A 17845-nucleotide genomic window follows, 5' to 3' on the forward strand; every position below is an offset into this window, starting at 1 on the left:
TTCCAATGTTTACATGTTTCCATCTAGCATGGCTAACTTCCGGCTAGGTCTCCATCGGCGAAACGGCTGAGTCGAGACCTCGGATGGCCGATGATCAAACTCACATTGTGACCGCCAAATCCGAAAGAATTGGACAATGCAAGTTCAATCCGTCTCTTTCGCGGTTCCGCCTGAATAAGGTCGACATCGCAGGCCGGATCCGGGTCCACCAGGTTGTGCGTGTGCGGCAGGATGCCCCGCCCGACCGACATGATCGTCGCGGCCGCCTCCACCGCCCCGGAGGCGCCGAGCATGTGCCCGGTGATCCCCTTGTTGGAGCTCACCGCCGGGGTCCGATCGCCGAAGACCGAGCGGATCGCGAGCGACTCGGCCGCGTCCCCGAGCTTCGTGCTCGTGCCGTGGGCGTTGAGGTACTCGATCTCGCCCGGATCCACCCCCGCGTCGCGCAGCGCCAGCCGCATGCACTCCGCCGCCGCCGCGCCGTCGGGGCGAGGCGTCGTCGGGTGGTGCGCGTCGGTGGTGGCACCCCAGCCGTGCAGCGTGGCGTAAGCGGCGGCGCCCCGGGCGTCGGCGTGCTCCGCCGTCTCCAGGACCACCACGCCCGCGCCCTCGGCGAGCACGAGGCCGTTGCGGCGCAGGTCGAAGGGGCGGCTGGCGCCGGTCGGGTCGTCCGCCCAGCCCTTCGCCAGCGCCCTCGCGTTGCCGAAGGTGTCGCCGAGCGTCGGGAAGAGCGGTGCCTCGGCGCAGCCGCAGACGACCACGTCGGCCTCGCCGGAGCGCAGGATCCGCATCCCCTCGCCGATCGACTGGGCCCCGGCCGCGCAGGCGGTGCCGATCGAGGAGCTGTAGCCCCGGAAGCCGTACTTGATGGCGACCCGGGCCGTACCCATGTTCGGCAGCATGCCGGGCAGCAGGTAGGGGCTGACGCCCATCCGGCCCTTCTGCGTCCGCAGCACGACCTGGTTCTCGAAGGCGGCGAGACCGCCGGTGCCGGAGACGATCGTGGCGATCCGGTAGGGGTCGACGTTGACGCCGGCCTCGATCCCGGAGTCGGCGATCGCGTGTCCGGCGGCGACGAGCGCCATCACGATGTAGCGGTCGATGGTGCGGGCCTCCGGCCCCGGCATGACGCTCGCCGGGTCGATCGCCGGCCCCTGGCCCATGACCTCCAGCACGCCGTAGGCCGAGTGGTCCTCCGACGGCACGACGATGCCCGACTTGCCGTGGCAGATCGCGTCGAAGACCTCGGTCGGGCTCTGGCCGACGGAGGTGACCAGCCCGATTCCGGTGACGACGATGTCCGGCCGGTTCATCGCGAGCCCGCATCGGCGGCGGCGCGCTCGCGCAGCACCAGCTTGCGCACCTTGCCGGTGGCGCCGGTCGGGATGTCGCTGTCCGGCACGATCGTGATGTCGCGCAGCGTGTGCACGGCCTTCTCGCCGAGCGCCGCGCGGACCTCCGCTGAGCGGTCGGCGTCGGGGTCGGCATCGGGGCGCAGGATCAGCAGCACGTCCGTGACCACCTCGCCGTCGATCCGGCCGGAGACGACGGTGCAGTCCACGACATCGGGCAGGGTCGCGAGCACCCGCTCCTCGGTCCACGACGTGTGCAGCCACGCCCCGTTGCCGAGCTCGACGGAGTCCGCCGCCCGGTCCACGTGGTAGTAGTAGCCGTCGGTGTCGGTGTAGACGAGGTCGCCGGTGAGGTAGTAGCCCTTGAGCCGGGTGCGGAAGGTCGTCACCGAGTCGTTCCAGCAGCCCAGCATCAGCGTCGGCGACTTGAGGCCGAGGTGGCCGACCTGGCCGGGCGGGACCGGGTTGCCGTCCGGGTCGAGCACGGCGGTGTCGGCGAAGACGTGCGGCTTGCCGATGCAGCGCTGGTAGCGGTTGGAGTCCTTGGTGTGCGCGATGTGGAAGGCCGAGTGGCCCATCTCGGTCGAGCCGATCCCGTCGATGAAGGTCGACCCGGCCACCCGGACGACGCCCTCGCGGGTCACCGTGTTGTGGCTGCCGACGTTGACCAGCGGGCGGATGTGCGCCTCGTGCGCGCAGTCACCGGTGTTGAACCACAGCGCGACCGAGTCCATGTCGTGCTTGCTGAGGTCGAAGCGGGCCATGTCCGCCCAGGTCACGGCGAAGCCGAAGACACCGGTCGGGTGCCAGCTCTCGATCGCGGCGAGCACGTCCGGCCCGCGCTGCGAGGAGATGAAGACGAGCTCGGCGCGGTTGCAGAGCGCCTGGTTGACCGAGAGGATGCCGGCGGTGTGCGGGGCCGGCAGCGCGCAGAGGACCCGCTCGGTGCCCTGGGCCCGGGGTCCGGAGAGCCGGATCCGGCGGGTCGCCGCGAAGAGGCTGGTGTGCGAGTGGACGATCGCCTTCGGCATGCCCGTCGTCCCCGAGGAGTGGGTGATCGAGATCGGGTCGTCCGGGTGGTGGCGGTAGGTGGGCGGCGCGTCGGCCGGGTCGGCGAGGCCGATCTCGGTGACGTCGCCGAGGATCGGGGCACCGAGGTCGCGGCCCGCGAGCAGCTCCGCGTGGCGGGCGTCGACCACGACACCCGAGGTGCGCAGCCGCCGGATGTACTCCGCTGCCGTCTCGGCCGGGAGATTGCCGTTGAGCAGCGCCGGGATGGCACCGAGGCGGTTGAGCGCCATGAAGTTGAGGATCACGTCGGCGGCCGAGGTGGTCCACACCGCGATCGGGTCGCGCATGCGCACCCCGCGCTGGTGGTACCAGGCGGCGCGGGCGCGTACCCGCTCGTCGAGCCGGCCCAGGGTCAGCGGCTGCCAGGCCGGGTGGCCGTCCACGTCGGTGTCGAAGGTGAGGCCGAGACCGTCGGGGTCCTCCCCGTGCTCCAGCAGCCGGGTCACGACGTTGCCCGCACCGAGTTCCGGGTCCGCGGCGAGGATCGCTCTGATGTTGCGTGTGGTCACGGCTGCACTCCCTTGTCGCATACGAGCTGGGCGAGCGCATGATCGCGGTCGCCATCGAGATCGGATTGTTCGGCCACGATGACCAGCACCTCATCGGCGTCATCGTCGAGAATGAGCAGCTCGGCCACGGCGTAACCCTCGGCGAGCGCGTCGCCCGCGGGACTGAGGCAGACAACCGGCCCGGTCAGGCCCCAGCGTGCGGCGACATGGCCGGCGACGGCGTTGGGCACTGCCTGGAAGAAGAGCAGCGGTCCCAGCCGCGCTCCAGAATCGACACCCTGCGCGATGCTCACGTTCGTCGCGACGTCACCGGAAGCGGAAAGGATCACTATCCCGGTACGCCGCGCAGCGGCCCCGTCTTTACGCCGCGCGCCGTCCTCGGCGTCGCTGACGGTGCTGGGTGGCGTACCCGCCGGGGTGTTGCCGTGAACCAGGGGCGACCGGCCCGCGGCCGTGAGGCACCGCGCGGCCGCCTCCGCGACGAGCGGGCTGAAGCTGGAGGCGATGAAACCCGCGAGCGCGGGTGCGTCGGCACCGCTCGCCTCGGCCTGCGCGACCACCGTGAGCTGCACGGACGCCGGAAAAGCAGCCTGGCGCCGGCGGGGGATCTGCCGGAGGTCGGTCATCTCGGTCATGCCGCGCTCACCACCAGGGCGGTGTTGGCGCCGCCGAAGGCGACGTTGGTGCTGAGGATGTGGCGCGGCGCCGCGTGCCGGGGCCCGTCGAGGACGAGCGGCAGGTCGCACAGGGGATCGGCGCCGAGGTAACCGGCGTTGACGGGCAGCCGCCCGCTCGCCAGGGCCATCGCGCAGATGACGAGTTCGAGCAGCGGCGACGCCTCCAGCGGCTGGCCGTGCATCGACTTGGTGGAGCTCACCGGGGGGATCTCGCCGCCGAGCGCGCTGTGCAGGGCCCGGGTCTCGGCGGCGTCGCTCTGCGCCGACCCGGAGCCGTGCGCGTTGACATAGCCGAGCTCATCGGGGGTGATCCCGGCCCGGCTCAGCGCCGCGGTGATCGCGCGGGCGAGCCCGAGGCCCTCGGGGTGGGGCTGGCAGACGTGGAAGGCGTCGCCGGCCCGGGCCCAGCCGGAGATCCGGGCGAGCGGGACGGCGCCGCGGGCGGCGGCGGCCGAGGCGGACTCGAGGACGACGGCGGCGACACCGTCGCCGAGCAGCACACCCTTGCGCCCGGTGCTGAAGGGGCGGACCGCGCCGTCGACGGCGAGCGCCCGCCCGGCGTCGAAGACCGCGAACTGGTCGGGCTCGACGAGGTATCCGGCGGCGACGACGACCCGGTCGGCCGTGCCTCGGGAGATCATCGAGGCGGCGTCGGCGACCGCCGTGCTCGCGGCGACGCAGGCGCTGGTATATGCCCTGGTAATCGTTCCCAGGCCGCACGTGTCGGCGAGCGCCGCCGCGAAGGCGCCCGTCCGGTGGGCCGGGCGGTCGGCGGTGCGGGACGCGTCCGGGTCGCCGTGGGCGGCGAGCAGCAGCGGAGCCGCCGCCCGCTCGGCGGAGCTGAGCCCCGCCTGCTCGCACGCCGCACCGACGGCCGCGGCGAGCTCGTCGAAGAGCACGGGTGAGCCAGGCAGGAGCGCGCCGACGCCGACCCGGCGACCGGCGACGTCGAAGCGGGTGACGGGTGCGAACGCCGGTTGCCCGGCCAGCACCCCGGCGAACAGCGCATCGGCACCGTGGCCGAACGCGCTGGTCGCCGTCTGGCCGGTGAGGAGGACCGGCTCAGGTGAGTGCATCGCCGAGTACCTTCACCGCACCGTCGATGGTGGACATGCCCACGAGCGCGTCGTCGTCCAGATCGAGGCTGACGCCCTGGCGCTGCTCGACCTGGTGGATGAGCCACGCCAGCTCCAGCGAGTCGATCTTCTCGCGGACCTGCTCGGGGGTGCGGTCGCCGTAGGTCGCGAGCATCTCGATGACCTCGTCACGGCCCGGTGCCGGCATCGGTCAGGCCTGGCTCAGGGCGCGGCGCGCGACGATCGCGTCGGCGAGCTCGGCGATCGTCATGGCGGAGATCTCCTCGGCCTCCTCGTCGCCGAACTTCACGCCGTAGGTGTCCTCCACCCGGACGGCGAGCTCGGCGACGGCGAGGGATTCGAGCGCCACACCGGCAGAGCCCAGCGAGGTGTCGGCGTCGACGTCGTCCATCGGGTAGTTCATGTCTTCGATGGCGTCAAGGATGAACTGGCGAACCTCGGTGCTCATTTGATTGGCTTCCTTCCGTGGCGGAGGTGACGGTATGGCTCAGCGACGGCGGAAGCCGACGCGGACAGGGGCGGAATCTGCTGGTCGAGGCCGCTGCGGCGCAGCTCGGCTGCCCGGCGGGGGCGATCACGCTCGACCGTGAGGACGGTGGCCGGCCGGTGCTCGGCGGGGCCGCGACGGGCCTGCACGTCGCACTGGCGCACACCCGCGAGGGCGCGGCCGCCGTCGCGTGCAGCCTCGCCGGGCCGGTCGGCGTCGATGTCGAGCACCTGCGCGAGCTGCCCGTCGCCGGTCTCGCCGCCCGCTGGTTCGCGCCGGCGGAGTGCCACTGGCTGGCACAGCAGCCGCCCGAGGACCGGTCGGCCGCCTTCCTGCTGCTCTGGACCCAGAAGGAGGCGGTCGGCAAGGCCCTCGGCACCGGCCTGCGGGGCAGCGGGCTGCGCCGCGAGGTGCCGCGGCTCGCGGCCGACGCCGACGAGCCGCGCCCGCGCCCCGTGCCGGGGCACGCGCCGCTGCTCGTCACGGCCTGGTCGCACCGGCCGGGTCTGATCCTCGCGGTGGCCGGGCACGCCGAAGCCGTGGTCGTTCGTGATCTTGCTGGCTGAGCGGCGGGCCGTCATGGCGCGGGCTTCGGCTCGGCGGTACGCAGCACCGTCCGGTCCCGGACCAGCTTGCCCGTGGCGGTGCGGGGCAACTGCTCGACGATGTGGAGTTCGCGGGGGCGCTTGAAGGGCGCGAGGCGATGCGCCAGCTCGCCCTCTAGCGCGGCGGCGAGGTCGGCGTCCGGCACGATGGCGTAGGCCTCGATGCCGTTGTCGAAGACGACGACCGCGCCCTCGACACCCGGCAGCGCCGCGAGGGTGTGCTCGACCTCGGTCAGGTCGACCTTGAGGCCGCCGACGGAGACCTGCGAGTCGAGGCGCCCGAGCACCGTGACGAGCCCGGTCTCGGGGTCGACCCGGCCGGCGTCCTTGGTGTGCAGCCAGCCGTCGACGAAGCGGGTCGGGTCGCTGAGCCCGACATACGGCGAAGCGGGCATCGCCAGCAGCAGCTCGCCGTCCTGCTCCCGCACCGTGATGCCGGGGGCGGGCAGGATCGACGGGCGGTGCTCGCCGAAGAGGTCGGTGCCGATGACGCCGATCTCGGTCATCCCGTACATGTTGCCCAGCGGCACGTTGTAGCGGTCGGTGAAGCGCCGGCTCACCTCGGCGCGAACGAGCTCGCCGCCGGTCGTCATGCGCTTGAGCATCGGCAGGTGCCGGGCCTCGTTGACCGAGCCGAGCAGCTCGATGTGGAACGGCACACCGAGCAGCGTCGTCGGCGCGGCACCGGCGGCGACCGCCTTGAGGATCGCGTCGGCGGTGAGCCGCTCCGGCAGCACCAGCTCCACACCGGCGTGCAGGCTGTACATCAGGCCGCCGACGAGGCCGAGCACGTGCACCACCGACGCCATCAGCACGATCCGCTCACCGGGGAGCGAGATGCCGTCGATCTGCGTGTAGCGGTGGACCTCGGCGACGAGCGCATCCGCCGTCCGGCCGATCACCTTGGACGGCCCGGTCGAACCGGAGCTGAGCTGGAGCACCGCGTGGTCGGTCCCGGCCGGGCGGCCACCGGGGCGGGCCTGCGCGGCGTCGGTGATGTCATAGAAGGCGCGCAGGCCGCCGGGGAGCTTGTCGGCGGAGCGGACCACGACCTGCGGGGCGAGGCGGTCGAGTGCCCGGTCGGACTCGAAGGCCGTCAGCCGGTGGTCCAGGAGCGCGACCTGTGCGCCGATGCGCCAGGCGGCGAGCAGGTTGGCGACGTAGGCGAGCGACGGCGGGAGCTGCAGCACGACGGAACCGCCACGGCGCAGGCCAAGTCCCGCAAGGACTTCCTGCCGCTGCGCGACGTGCGCCCGCAGTGTCGCTCGGTCGATCGGGGTGCCGAAACTGAGGCAGATCTGGTCATCGGGGCCGGCTAGCAGTGTGTCGTCGACCCAATCTGGTCCGGCCGTTGTTGCCGTGCCCATCACTCACTCACCGTCGTTCAATCGGTACTGTCTGGTGTCTGGCCCCCGGTGATCCGGAGCGTACAAGCGAATAGAAATACTTGCAATCTTTGGTCAAGATCACTGCGCGGAACTGGGCAACTGTCTACATGGGTCTTGACGTGTGTCGATGCACTCGGAGAGTCACCGCGTGGCCACGCGCATCCGGCGTACCAAGACCACTTGGCGCACGTCGGATGCGCGAAAATGCGCGATAGCCGTTCATATATCGATTCCGGTCCTGGTGTCGGTCCCCGCTCTGCCGATAGGGTGCTGGCCAGCCACCGATGACCGATTGCCCCGTGGAGGGTCCCGTGCCGATGCACCCGCAGGTCAAGGCGCTACGCGAGCGCCGCGAACGCGACCGGGTAGCGCAGCTCTACACCCTGACGATCGAGGAGGCGCGCGCTGCGGACCTCGCCTCGATCCAGGCCGCCGCAGGCGACGAGGAACCCGTCGCCGAGGTGACCGATCGCGACATTCCCGGCCCGGGTGGTCCGCTGCCTATCCGTATATATCGACCGCGAGCGGGCACACTTCCCGTACTCGTCTATCTATTCGGTGGCGGCTGGACCTTGGGCACAGTGGACACATCGGACGCCGTATGCCGAAGGCTCGCCAATGCGACCGGTGCAATGGTCGTCGCGGTCGGCTATCGGCTCGCACCGGAGCACAAATTCCCGGCGCCGGTGCACGACTGCTTCGCCGCGCTCCAGTGGGTCGAGGCGAACGCGTTCGCGCTCGACGCCGACACCGAGCGCATCGCGATCGGCGGCGACAGTGCGGGCGGCAACCTCGCGGCCGCGGTCACGCTGCTCGCCCGCGACGCGGGTGGTCCCGCGCTCGTCGGCCAGGTCCTCGTCTACCCGACCACCGACTACCACTCGCAGACCGAGTCGCGGCGGGAGAGCCAGGATCCGTTCCTCTTCAACGCCACCTCGGTCGACTGGTACTGGAACCACTACCTCGCCGACCCCGCCGACGGCAGCGACCCGCTCGCGTCACCGCTGCAGGCGGCGGACCTCAGCGGCCTCCCTGCGGCTCTGGTGATCACCGCCGAGTACGACCCGCTGCGCGACGAGGGCGAGGCATACGCCCGGCGCCTCGCGGAGGCGGGTGTGCCGGTCGAGCTGAGCCGCTACGACGGCATGATCCACGGCTTCTTCTGCATGGCCGGCGACCTCGACGGCGGCCGCGACGCCCAGGCGCAGGCCGCCGACTTCCTCCGCATCCGCTTCGCCTAGCCCCGTTACGTTTCGCAGCAAAGCGTGGCCATTTCGCTTCGCGAAGCCACGCTTTGCTGCGAAACGTAGCCCGAGGGTCAGGAGCGGTCGCGGAGGAGGCTCGCCAGGCGGCGGACTCCCTCGCGGATCTCGTCGGGCGGCAGGTAGCTGCTCGCGAGCCGGATCTGGTGCGTCCCACCGCCGTCGCCGTAGAAGAAGCTCATCGGCGTCCACAGCACGCCGTATTCGTTCGCCGACGCCTCCAGCAACGACACATCGGCCGGGATCGGCGAGTCGACCACCAGGAAGAACCCGCCCGCCGGGGTGTTCCAGCTCCCGCCCGGCAGGTGCTCCTCCAACGCCGAGATGAGCGCGCGCATGTTGTCGCGGTAGAACGCGATCCGCTCGGTGTTCGCCGCGCGCAGGCTGAAGCCCGACTCCACGAGCATCCCGCCGATCACCGCCTGCGAGATCGGCGAGGTGTTCACCGTGACCATGCTCTTGATCGTGGAGAGCTCCTCGGCGAGCAGCGTGACCCGTCCGTCGGCGTCGACGACGCGCTGGTCGGCGACGAGGAAGCCGACCCGGGCACCCGGGAAGCACGACTTGGCGAACGAACCCAGGTAGATCACCCGCTGCCCGGTGTCGAGCGACTTGAGCCGGGGCCGGGGCCGGTCGTCGACGCCGAAGAGTCCGTAGGGATCGTCCTCCAGGATCAGCAGGTCCTCGGACTCGGCGACGGCGAGCAGCCCGTGCCGCGCGGCGAGGTCGAGGCAGAGCCCGGACGGGTTGGCGAAGTCGGGCACGAGGTAGAGCGCCCTCGGGGTCTTGCCCCGGGCCCGGCACCGGGCCGCGACCTCGGCGACCGCCTGCGGTTCGAGCCCGTCGGGACCCTCCTCGACACCGACCACCTCGATGCCGAGCACCCGGGCGGCGCCGGTGATCCCGACGTAGCACGGCGAGGCGGCGAGCAGCACGTCGTCGGGGCCCGCGCAGAGTCCACGCAGGACGATGATCATCGCTTCCTGGCATCCGGCGGTGACCGCGATCGAGGCGGCGGGTACGGCGATGCCCTCATCGGTGGCGAGCAGCTTCGCGATGAGGTCGTGGATGATGCCGTTGGTGCGGCCGTACTGCATCAGCGTGCGGCGGACCTGCGTCGGCGTGGCGCCCTGCTGCTCCAGGTGTTTGACATAGGTCGACAGGTGCCGGTTGACGTCGTCGACCTCGAAGAACCCCTCGTAGGGCCGCCCGGCGGCGAGCGAGATGGCGTCGGGGTAGCGCCCGGCGATCTCGTTGAGGAAGTTCATCGACGCGGCGACCGGGTCGGCGATCGAGGCGTGCAGGGACTCCTTGCGCAGTTCAACCATGGCGGGCAACTTTCATCTATGCCAGGACGGTCGGGTCGAGATCGGCGAGCTTCGGCCGGCCGGTGAGTGCCATCGTGTGCGAGAGCTCCTCGGTCAGCATCGACAGCAGGTGTGCCACGCCGTCGGAGCCGTCGACGGTCAGCGCCCAGAGTGCGGGGCGGCCGATCAGCACCGCGTCGGCACCGGAGGCGAGCGCGATGAGGATGTCGCGCCCACGGCGTACACCCCCGTCGAGCAGGACCGGGACGCGGCCCGCAACGGCCGCGACCACCTCGGGCAGCGCGCGCATCGCGGGAATGGCCCCGTCGAGCTGGCGGCCGCCGTGGTTGGAGACGATGATGCCGTCGACGCCGTGCGCGACGGCGAGCTCCGCGTCCTCGGCGGTGAGGATCCCCTTGAGCACCAGCGGGAGCGCGGTGGTGCTGCGCAGCCACGACAGATCGGCCCAGGTGATCGAGGTGTCGAAGGTGGCGGCGGCGTGGGTGGCGATCGCGGAGGTGCCGGGGGTGCTGATGTGCTTGCCCTCGGTGAGCGCGTCGTCGAGGTTGACCGCGCGCACCCCCGCGTCGATGGCGAAGCCGTTGCGCAGGTCGCGCAGGCGCTTGCCGATCACCGGTGCGTCCACGGTGAGCACGAGCGCCTGGTAGCCGGCGGTCTCCGCGCGAGCGACGAGCCGGCTCAGCGCCGAGCGCTGCCGCAGCCAGTAGAGCTGCAGCCAGAGCGGCCCGGTGGCCGCGGCCGCGATCTCCTCCAGCGTGCGGCTGGCGAAGATGCTGACCACGAAGAGCCCACCGGCCTGCCCGGCACCGCGCGCGGTCGCGACCTCGCCCTCAGGATGAAGCATCCGCTGGTACGCCGTGGGCGCGATCCCGATCGGGCTCGCCAGCGCGGCGCCGAAGACGCTGGTGGCGGTGCTTCTCTCGGAGACGTCGACGAGCACCCGGGGCCGCAGCGAGATCCGGTCGAAGGCGAGCCGATTGGCGTCGACCGTCAGCTCGTCGCCGCTGCCGCCCTCGATGAAGTCCCACAGTGGAGCGGGGAGCAGCCCGCGGGCCCGGCTGCGGTAGTCATCCGCGCAGACTATCGACACGGGTACACACGGTAACGATCTGATCGACGCGCGGCAATAGGGTGATCATCACTGATGATCGAAATTATTACGCATAGACGCATAATAATAACGCCAGATACGAATGCTTCACTGTGACGCTGCGAAGCGCTACTCTCCCCATATGTAAGGGCGGTGACCCCCGCTTGGAGTTACGGGGTTATCCGCCATGACCAGCCAAAGTGCGAGGGAGGTGTGCTATGGAGGTCGCCAAGGAGGTTGCCAAGGAGGTCGCTCGGCGTGAGGTCGAGGGAGCTGTCCTGGCTGTTCGCGAGATCGAGGGAGCTGTGCAGTAAGTAGCACAGTATCCGATTTAGACGGGGCGCAGACTGCAGCTGCGCCCCGTTTTGCTATGTGGTGACCGGAGTCGCCGATCACTGTGAGTAGCGACTCCGGCCGTGTCGTGTCGACGTCAGTGTGCCGGGATCACCGCCCGAAGATGTCGAACTCGTAGAGCGAATACCCGTAGGACGTGCCCCGCGTGACACCGGTCATCCGGACGTAGCGCGCGCTCACCGGAGCGAACGCGTCCACATCGGTGCCGCCGTCGCCGTTCGCCGTCGACCACACCGTGGTCCAGGTCGCGTTGTCGGTGGAGACCTCGATGCGGTAAGCGCGGCCGAACGCCGACTCCCAGTGCAGGATGACCCGGCCGACGGTCTGCGCCGAGCCGAGATCGACCTTGATCCACTGGTTGTCGCTGTAGCTGCTCGACCAGCGGGTCGAGCTGTTGGCGTCGACGGCCTTGGGCGGGGTGTTGCTGGTGAGGAACTGGGTGCTCGACGCCGTCGCCGTCTTGCCGTTGGCGAGGTTGACGAGGCTGTCGCCCCGGTGCGCCGGGAACTGCGCGACCTGCTGATAGGTCGGGCGGTTCTGCCAGCTGATCGGGTCCATCTCGATGCCGCCGAGCGCCGAGTGGATCACCGTGTCGGCGCACCACTGGTCACCGGCCGCGCAGTGGTCGTCACCCGGATAGGTCGTCGCCGCCGGGGTCGCGACCGCCTGGCTGAGCGTGGTGAGCAGGGTCGTCCGGCACGCGGCGAGGTTGCCGCCGCCGCAGTAGGTCTGCGCCAGCGGTGCCGCGACCGGCTGGCCGAGCACCGACCGGATGTCCTTGCTGAGATAACCCCACCAGCCGTGCTGGAACGCCGAGCCCTTGTGGCCCTGCGCCTCGTTGATCGAACCCCCGCCGCCGCCGCCCGGGCCCTGCTGACCGCCCGAGGGCGACTCGTTGATCGCCATCGCCTGCGTCAGCGAGGTGTAGAGCGCGTCACCGAGCGCGGGCTTGAACGTGCCGGAGATGAGCAGCGGCCACCACGCGTCGAAGGTCGCGATCGCGGTGGCGTCGCGGTAGGCGTGGCTGCCCGGTGCCGTCTCGATCCGGTGCCCGCCGGAGGCGAGCCAGGCCTGCAGTCCGGCGACCGCCGCCTGCTGGCCCGGGTCCGTCACCGGCTGGCTGTTGATCACCTGTAGCAGGGCGCCGAGGTTCTTCGTCACCCGCAGATCGGTGTTGGCCGCGTTCTCCATCACCTTTACCACGGCGGCGCGGTCCACCTTGGTGCCGCCCGCCGTCGCCGCCCGGATGCCGATGTCGAGCAGGTCCGCCCGGTGCACCGGACCGAAGCTGAAGTTGCCGTCCGCCGCGCTGTAATCGGCGGACTGCTTGTTGTTCCAGCTGACGTAGAAGTCCTGGTTGACCGATTGCGGATGAGCCGCGGCCGGGGTGTAGGCCGCGGTGTTGTCGTCCGGGTTCCAGCCGGCCCACTCGTGCGCGACGTCGCCCTGCATCGGCAGGTTGGGGTCGGCGGTCGCCTTGCGCACCGGGTTGAGACCCGAGTTGAAGTACGCCGCCTGCGTGTTGTTGACGTAGAACCAGTTGAAGGCGTAGCCGATGTTGTCGGCGGAGTTCATGAAGCCCGCCGCGTTGCCCATCTCGGCGGGATCGTTGAACATCTGGAACCCGATCGCCGAGTCGGCCTCGTGCCGGTAGGTGGAGCGCAGCGACGTGAAAGCCGTCGGTACGCCGCCCACGAGTCCCCGGTGCGAGACGAGGCCCAGCTTGGTCCGGTAGGTGATCAGGTCGTAGGAGCCGGCCGGGGTGTCGTCGGCGAGCGTCGGCGTCCACGCGTTGTGCTGCTGGAGCACGTCCATCGCCACGCAGGCGCCCCGGAAGAGGTAGCCGGTGGAGTTGATCGTGGGCGTACCGCCGCCGGGCACGCAGAGCGGGACGGAGTAGGTGTCGGTGATGTCCTGCCCCGCCGAGGTGGCGCTCCACGCGTAGTCGGTGCCGCGCCCGAGCTGGACATAGAGGTTGACCCCGGCGAAGGCGGCGCCCCGGGCGCTGATCCCGGGCCCCTGCAGCTCCTGCAGCATCAGCAGCTGTGGCGAGAAGTACGCCGTCTGCGGGCCGAAGACCGCGATCGGGTTGCCGGTGGTGGTGAGCGCGCCGGAGACGACGATCGCGTTGGACATGCCGCGCTGCCGCGTCGCCGGGGCGAGGCTCTGCTGCGACGCGACGGCCGAGCCGGTGCGGTTGGCGACGACGGGGACGGTCGTCGTCGTGCCCCGGTCGGGCAGGATCACGCCGGTCGCTCCGCCCGGTGCCTGGCCATAGGGGAAGCTCTGCCCGTTGTGCAGGGTGAGCACGCTCTCCGGGTCGTTCTGCTCGCGGAAGGCGCGCCAGACCTGGTCGCCGACGGTGGTGCCGTATTTCGCCTGCGCCTCGACGCGGACGAGCGCGGAGAGCATCTCGCCACCGCCGCCGCCGCCGAAGAGGCCGCCGACGACACCGGAGATCGCGACCACGTCGGTCACGGTGAACGGCACCGGGCCGCCCGCGCCGGTGATCGCGTCGAGGTGGCCGGTCAACACGTACTCACCGGGGCAGTTGATCGGGCTCGACCCCATGCAGTGCCCGATGTAGGCGTTGATCCCGGCGATGTACTGCGTGATGTCCGCGTAGAGCTGCGCACCCCGGGAGCCCTTGGCGGCGAGCGCGGTGACCTGCGCCTGGAGGTCCGCCTCGGTGTAGGGCGAGTTGCGCCACACGCTCTGCTCCAGCGCCTGGTTGCCCGGGGCACCACCGGCGAACCCGGTGAGCGTGCCCCGGCCGACGTGGCGGAGCAGGTCCATCAGGAAGAGCCGGTCCTGTGCTCCGGCGTAACCGGCGCCGAACATCGTGCCGCCGCGGGTGGTGCCGGTGATGTGCGGTGAGCCGGTCGCCTTGTCGCGCACGATCGTCACGTCCGAGCGGGGCTGCTCGGTGCTCTCGACCTGCGCCGCCGCCACGCCGAACCCGGCGTCGTTGAAGAACTGGCCGATCTGGTCGGTGCTCAGCCCGGTGTAGGAGTTGAGCAGGTTGGCGTAGTTGGCGAGCTGGTCGCTGGAGTGGCGGGGCTTCGTGCCGAACGCCTGCGACGCGAGGATCTCGGCGAGGGTGGCGTTGCCGTTCTCCCCGGGCGGCAGGATGTCGTTGCACTGTCCGAGGCAGTAGTCGTTGGTTGCCTGATAGGCACTGGCGGCGCTGGCCGGGACGGGGGCCAGCACCAGGGTGGCGGCGACGAGAACGATCGCCGGAACTGCCCTGAGCAGGTGTCTGGTCATGGGCTTCCCTTCGGGAGCGGGAGTATGTGAGTAGTACTCGCATACTAAGGGTGATCGATGTAATGCAATAGAGGTCAAAACCGACCGGCCGATGTGGTCAGTTGCCTGCAGACACCACAATGTGGGCAACTCGCGGTTACTCGGATGGGACCTGGATTGAAGAAGCGGTCATTCTTGAGCATCGCTGCCTGGGCGTTCGCCGGCCTGGTGGTAGCCACACTGGTCACGGGGTACCTCGGGCTCCGAGAGTTCGTGCACGACGAGTCCTCGCCCACCGCCATCGACGGGCACTTCTTCGACCTCGTCTATTACGACCTGCAACTCTTCGTCCTCGGCGCCGATCCGCTCCAGAACAACTCCGCCGAGCTGCCACTGCTGCTCCAGATCGCGCGCTTCCTGGCGCCCGCGGTCACGATCTACGCCTTGATCGGCACCGTCCTGCTGATCTTCGCCAAGCGGATGAGGGCCTACATCCGCCGCCACCGCAACGGCCATGTCGTCGTGGTGGGCGGTACGCAGATCGCGGAGACGATCCTGGCCAACCTCCTCGCGGCGAGGAAGGCCGCCCGTGGCGCGCCGTGGCGGGCGTCCCGCAGGCGCATGGGGAAGGCGGAGGTCAAAGCGGCGAGGAGGCCTGTCGCGCACGACGTGGACGGGACCGCGGAGAGCCTCATCGCAGCCGGAATCGCCGGCGCGAGCGTCGTCTACGCGGCCGTCGACGAGACCGCCGACGGTGCCGCCAACGTGGCGGTGGCACTGGCGGCCCGCTCCGTTCCCCGCAAGGAGCCGCGACTGCTGTTTCCCCGGCGGGTACGCAAACTGCGCGTCTACGCCCACGTCGGTGACCCGAAGCTGCGTGTCGCGTTGCGCGCCCGCCGCCTCGGTCTGCGCGACGACGAGTACCTGCACCTGGACTTCTTCAACGTGGAGGAGCTCGCCGCCGAGCGACTGCTGAAGGAGGACGGCCCGAAGATCGGTGACGCCACGCACGTGCTCATCGCCGGTCTGGGCGTCTTTGGCCAGGCGGTGCTGGTCGAGCTGGCCCGGCAGCGCCGACTCCACGCGCCGGCCGGGGCGCCGCTGCTCGAGGTCACCCTGATCGAGAAGCCGGCCAGGCCGGGCGTCGGCCCGACGGAGGCCGACCACCTCGTCCGCTCGCTCCGCGAGCGCAATCCGGCGATCGATGCCACCTGCGTCCTGCAGCTGCTCCCCGAGGTTCCGGCTGACGTGCCCGCGGGCGGCCAACCCTGCCCGGACCGGGTCTACGTCTGTTATGAGGACGAGAATCTCGCGCTCAAGACGGCGCTCTCGCAGACCTACCTGTGGCACACGCATCCGCAGGCCCTCGTGGTGCGGCTCAACCGGATGGCTCGGCACAGTGAGGCGTTCCAGACCCAGGCCGAGAAGAACCAGAAGCAGCGCTGGCGGCTGCTCGATGATCTCGACGGAAGGCTGCGGTTGATTGGCGTTGCGGATCTAGGCTGTCAGCCGTGAGCATCCATGAGGACATCGTCGGGCTGATAGCCAGGACTATCCATGACAACTATTACGCCATCCAGCTCAGCCGGGGGGAGACCGGGCCGGCCGTCGTCCCGTGGGATCAGCTGACCCAGGACAAGCGGGACGCGAACCTCGCTCAGGCCGGTGACATCGGCCGCAAGCTGTCTCTGATCAAGGCGACCGTCGCGCCGCTGGTCGGTCCCGTCGAGCCGTTCGACTTCACGTCCGCCGAACTCGTGCAGCTCGCCGAGGTCGAGCACGATCGCTGGGTGGCCGAACGCAAGAGCCAGGGGTTCCGCTACGGACCCGTCCGCGACGACGCCAAGAAGATCCACAACTCGATGAAGCCTTACGCCGAGTTGAGCCCGGCCGAACAGCAGAAGGACATCGACGCCATCAGCGGCATCCCGAAGCTGCTGGCCGACGTCGGTCTGCGGATAGTCCGGCTGTAACCGAACGGCGGCGCGACGATCACCCCGCCCCACCCGTGGCCGGGTCGGATCGGCGTGATCGGATCCGCTCCTGGAACCAGGCATAGCTCGCCTTCGGCGTCCGCACCTGGGTCTCGTAGTCCACGTGGACGAGGCCGAAGCGCGGCGCGTAGCCCCGCGCCCACTCGAAGTTGTCCCACATGGACCAGTAGAAGTAGCCGTTGACCTCGACGCCGTCGGCTGTGGCCTGCTCGATGGCGGCGAGGTGCGACGCGATGAAGTCGATCCGCTCGGTGTCCTCCAGCGTGCTGCCGTCGTCGGTGAAGCCGTTCTCCGTGACATAGATCGGCGGCAGGTTGGGGAAGCGGCTGCGCAGCCCGGTGAGGGTGGCGTGCAGCCCGATCGGCTCGATCGGCCAGCCCAGCCAGGTCTTCGGCAGGTGCTCGGGCGTGTCGCTGACGACGCCGATCTGATAGGCGGTGCGGTCGCCGCCGCGCTCGATCGGCGCGTCCCGCACGTGGATGCGGTAGTAGTAGTTGACCCCGAGGAAGTCGATCGGCGCCGAGATCGCGTCGAGGTCGCCGTCGCGCAGGAACGAGAAGTCGGTGATGTCGCCGAAGAGCTCCGCGGCCTGCTCGGGGTAGACGCCGCCGAGCACCGGGTCGGTGAAGAGCCGGTTGACCAGCAGATCCTGCCGCTGTGCGGCGGCGGCGTCGGCCGGGCTGTCGGTCACCGGCACGGCGGGGGACATGTTGAGCGTGATGCCGACCTCGGCGGTGCTCGCGGCGCGCAGCGCCCGCACGGCGAGACCGTGACCGAGCATCAGGTGGTGGGCGGCGGCGAGGGCGCCGTGGCCCTCCCGGGCGCCGGGCGCGTGGCGGCCCTCGGCGTAGCTCGTGATCGCCGAGCAGTAGGGCTCGTTGAAGGTGATCCACTTGGGCTCGGCGTCACCGAGCGCGCGGGCCAGGATCCCGGCGTAATCGGCGAAGCGGTGCGAGGTGTCGCGGGACCGCCAGCCGCCGAGGTCCTCGAGCGCCTGCGGCAGGTCCCAGTGGTAGAGCGTGATGAAGGGGGTGATGCCCCGGTCGCGCAGGCCGTCCACGAGGCGTCGGTAGAAGTCGATGCCCTCCTGGTTGGCCGCGCCGCTGCCGGTGGGCTGGATGCGGGGCCAGGCGACGGAGAAGCGGTAGGCGTCGACGCCCAGATCGGCGAGGGCGTCGAGGTCCTCGGTGAGCCGGTGGTAGTGGTCGCAGGCGACGTCGCCGGTCTCACCGTTGGTGGTGCGCCCGGGCGTGTGGCTGAACGTGTCCCAGATGGACGGTCCGCGGCCGCCCTCGGCGACGGCGCCCTCGATTTGGTAAGCAGACGTCGCGACGCCCCAGGTGAAACCCTTCACGACGTGAAGTTTAGGCACACCGCTTGCGGTG

The 17845-nt window shown here is 70.4% G+C and carries 15 protein-coding genes; 4 read left to right on the forward strand and 11 right to left on the reverse strand.

Features of this window, described 5'->3' with window-relative positions; all coding sequences use genetic code 11:
* Positions 1-32: 32 nt before the first annotated feature.
* From F4553_RS29655 to F4553_RS29680, 6 genes are read right to left on the reverse strand one after another with little or no spacing between them, the layout of a single operon-like run.
* Positions 33-1313: a beta-ketoacyl-[acyl-carrier-protein] synthase family protein gene (locus F4553_RS29655; RefSeq protein WP_184842471.1), complete on the reverse strand. Its 1281-nt coding sequence runs from the start codon at positions 1311-1313 to the stop codon at positions 33-35.
* A complete protein-coding gene (locus F4553_RS29660) occupies positions 1310-2932 on the reverse strand; it encodes a class I adenylate-forming enzyme family protein (RefSeq protein ID WP_184842474.1) in 1623 nt (540 codons plus the stop codon). The genes F4553_RS29655 and F4553_RS29660 overlap by 4 nt, the downstream gene beginning before the upstream one ends.
* Positions 2929-3567 carry a beta-ketoacyl synthase chain length factor gene (locus F4553_RS29665; protein ID WP_246467514.1) on the reverse strand — a complete coding sequence of 213 codons (639 nt, stop codon included), beginning with the start codon at positions 3565-3567 and terminating at the stop codon, positions 2929-2931. The genes F4553_RS29660 and F4553_RS29665 overlap by 4 nt, the downstream gene beginning before the upstream one ends.
* Positions 3564-4685: a beta-ketoacyl-[acyl-carrier-protein] synthase family protein gene (locus tag F4553_RS29670; protein WP_184842477.1), complete on the reverse strand. Its 1122-nt coding sequence runs from the start codon at positions 4683-4685 to the stop codon at positions 3564-3566. Before F4553_RS29670 ends, F4553_RS29665 begins: the two co-directional genes overlap by 4 nt.
* On the reverse strand, positions 4672-4893 hold the full coding sequence (locus F4553_RS29675) for an SANT/Myb-like DNA-binding domain-containing protein (RefSeq protein WP_184842480.1): 222 nt from the start codon (positions 4891-4893) through the stop codon (positions 4672-4674). The genes F4553_RS29670 and F4553_RS29675 overlap by 14 nt, the downstream gene beginning before the upstream one ends.
* Before the next feature lie 3 nt (positions 4894-4896).
* Positions 4897-5154 (reverse strand): acyl carrier protein, encoded by a 258-nt coding sequence (locus F4553_RS29680; RefSeq protein ID WP_184842483.1) that lies wholly within the window; start codon positions 5152-5154, stop codon positions 4897-4899.
* Between the two features lie 26 nt (positions 5155-5180).
* On the opposite strand from F4553_RS29680, the gene F4553_RS29685 reads away from it, so the two are divergent.
* A complete protein-coding gene (locus F4553_RS29685) occupies positions 5181-5759 on the forward strand; it encodes a 4'-phosphopantetheinyl transferase family protein (protein ID WP_312875436.1) in 579 nt (192 codons plus the stop codon).
* Between the two features lie 11 nt (positions 5760-5770).
* Here F4553_RS29685 and F4553_RS29690 read toward each other — a convergent pair whose 3' ends face one another.
* Entirely contained in the window at positions 5771-7165 is a 1395-nt protein-coding gene (locus tag F4553_RS29690; protein ID WP_184842490.1) for a class I adenylate-forming enzyme family protein, read from the reverse strand.
* 305 nt (positions 7166-7470) lie between these two features.
* Between F4553_RS29690 and lipP1 the strand changes: the two genes are divergently transcribed.
* Positions 7471-8427: a LipP1 family hormone-sensitive lipase gene (lipP1, locus tag F4553_RS29695; protein ID WP_184842493.1), complete on the forward strand. Its 957-nt coding sequence runs from the start codon at positions 7471-7473 to the stop codon at positions 8425-8427.
* A gap of 77 nt (positions 8428-8504) precedes the next feature.
* Here the strand turns inward: lipP1 and F4553_RS29700 are convergent, their stop codons facing one another.
* From F4553_RS29700 to F4553_RS29710, 3 genes are all read right to left on the reverse strand, one after another.
* Positions 8505-9776, reverse strand: a complete 1272-nt coding sequence (locus F4553_RS29700; protein WP_184842496.1) for an aminotransferase-like domain-containing protein — start codon at positions 9774-9776, stop codon at positions 8505-8507.
* A gap of 16 nt (positions 9777-9792) precedes the next feature.
* The gene (locus F4553_RS29705; protein ID WP_184847086.1) at positions 9793-10860 is read right to left on the reverse strand and encodes an alpha-hydroxy acid oxidase; all 1068 of its coding nucleotides are present in this window, start codon (positions 10858-10860) and stop codon (positions 9793-9795) included.
* A 450-nt stretch (positions 10861-11310) separates the two neighbouring features.
* Positions 11311-14487, reverse strand: a complete 3177-nt coding sequence (locus tag F4553_RS29710; RefSeq protein WP_184842499.1) for a penicillin acylase family protein — start codon at positions 14485-14487, stop codon at positions 11311-11313.
* Positions 14488-14661: 174 nt separating this feature from the next.
* Between F4553_RS29710 and F4553_RS29715 the strand changes: the two genes are divergently transcribed.
* Together F4553_RS29715 and F4553_RS42585 are read left to right on the forward strand one after the other, a co-directional pair.
* A complete protein-coding gene (locus F4553_RS29715) occupies positions 14662-15981 on the forward strand; it encodes a hypothetical protein (RefSeq protein ID WP_184842503.1) in 1320 nt (439 codons plus the stop codon).
* Positions 15978-16439, forward strand: a complete 462-nt coding sequence (locus tag F4553_RS42585; RefSeq protein ID WP_184842506.1) for a RyR domain-containing protein — start codon at positions 15978-15980, stop codon at positions 16437-16439. Before F4553_RS29715 ends, F4553_RS42585 begins: the two co-directional genes overlap by 4 nt.
* Before the next feature lie 19 nt (positions 16440-16458).
* Here the strand turns inward: F4553_RS42585 and F4553_RS29725 are convergent, their stop codons facing one another.
* On the reverse strand, positions 16459-17814 hold the full coding sequence (locus F4553_RS29725) for a GH1 family beta-glucosidase (RefSeq protein WP_312875438.1): 1356 nt from the start codon (positions 17812-17814) through the stop codon (positions 16459-16461).
* Positions 17815-17845: the final 31 nt, after the last annotated feature.

It is taken from the genome of Allocatelliglobosispora scoriae (genome assembly GCF_014204945.1).
GTDB classification, from domain to species: Bacteria; Actinomycetota; Actinomycetes; order Mycobacteriales; family Micromonosporaceae; genus Allocatelliglobosispora; species Allocatelliglobosispora scoriae.

Coding starts and splice junctions, on each gene's coding strand:
- F4553_RS29690 (WP_184842490.1), bottom strand. CDS start 7,165: ATGGGCACGGCAACAACGGCCGGACCAGATTGGGTCGACGACACACTG.
- F4553_RS29665 (WP_246467514.1), bottom strand. CDS start 3,567: ATGACCGAGATGACCGACCTCCGGCAGATCCCCCGCCGGCGCCAGGCT.
- F4553_RS29710 (WP_184842499.1), bottom strand. CDS start 14,487: ATGACCAGACACCTGCTCAGGGCAGTTCCGGCGATCGTTCTCGTCGCC.
- F4553_RS29700 (WP_184842496.1), bottom strand. CDS start 9,776: ATGGTTGAACTGCGCAAGGAGTCCCTGCACGCCTCGATCGCCGACCCG.
- F4553_RS29655 (WP_184842471.1), bottom strand. CDS start 1,313: ATGAACCGGCCGGACATCGTCGTCACCGGAATCGGGCTGGTCACCTCC.
- F4553_RS29675 (WP_184842480.1), bottom strand. CDS start 4,893: ATGCCGGCACCGGGCCGTGACGAGGTCATCGAGATGCTCGCGACCTAC.
- F4553_RS29680 (WP_184842483.1), bottom strand. CDS start 5,154: ATGAGCACCGAGGTTCGCCAGTTCATCCTTGACGCCATCGAAGACATG.
- F4553_RS29670 (WP_184842477.1), bottom strand. CDS start 4,685: ATGCACTCACCTGAGCCGGTCCTCCTCACCGGCCAGACGGCGACCAGC.
- lipP1 (WP_184842493.1), top strand. CDS start 7,471: ATGACCGATTGCCCCGTGGAGGGTCCCGTGCCGATGCACCCGCAGGTC.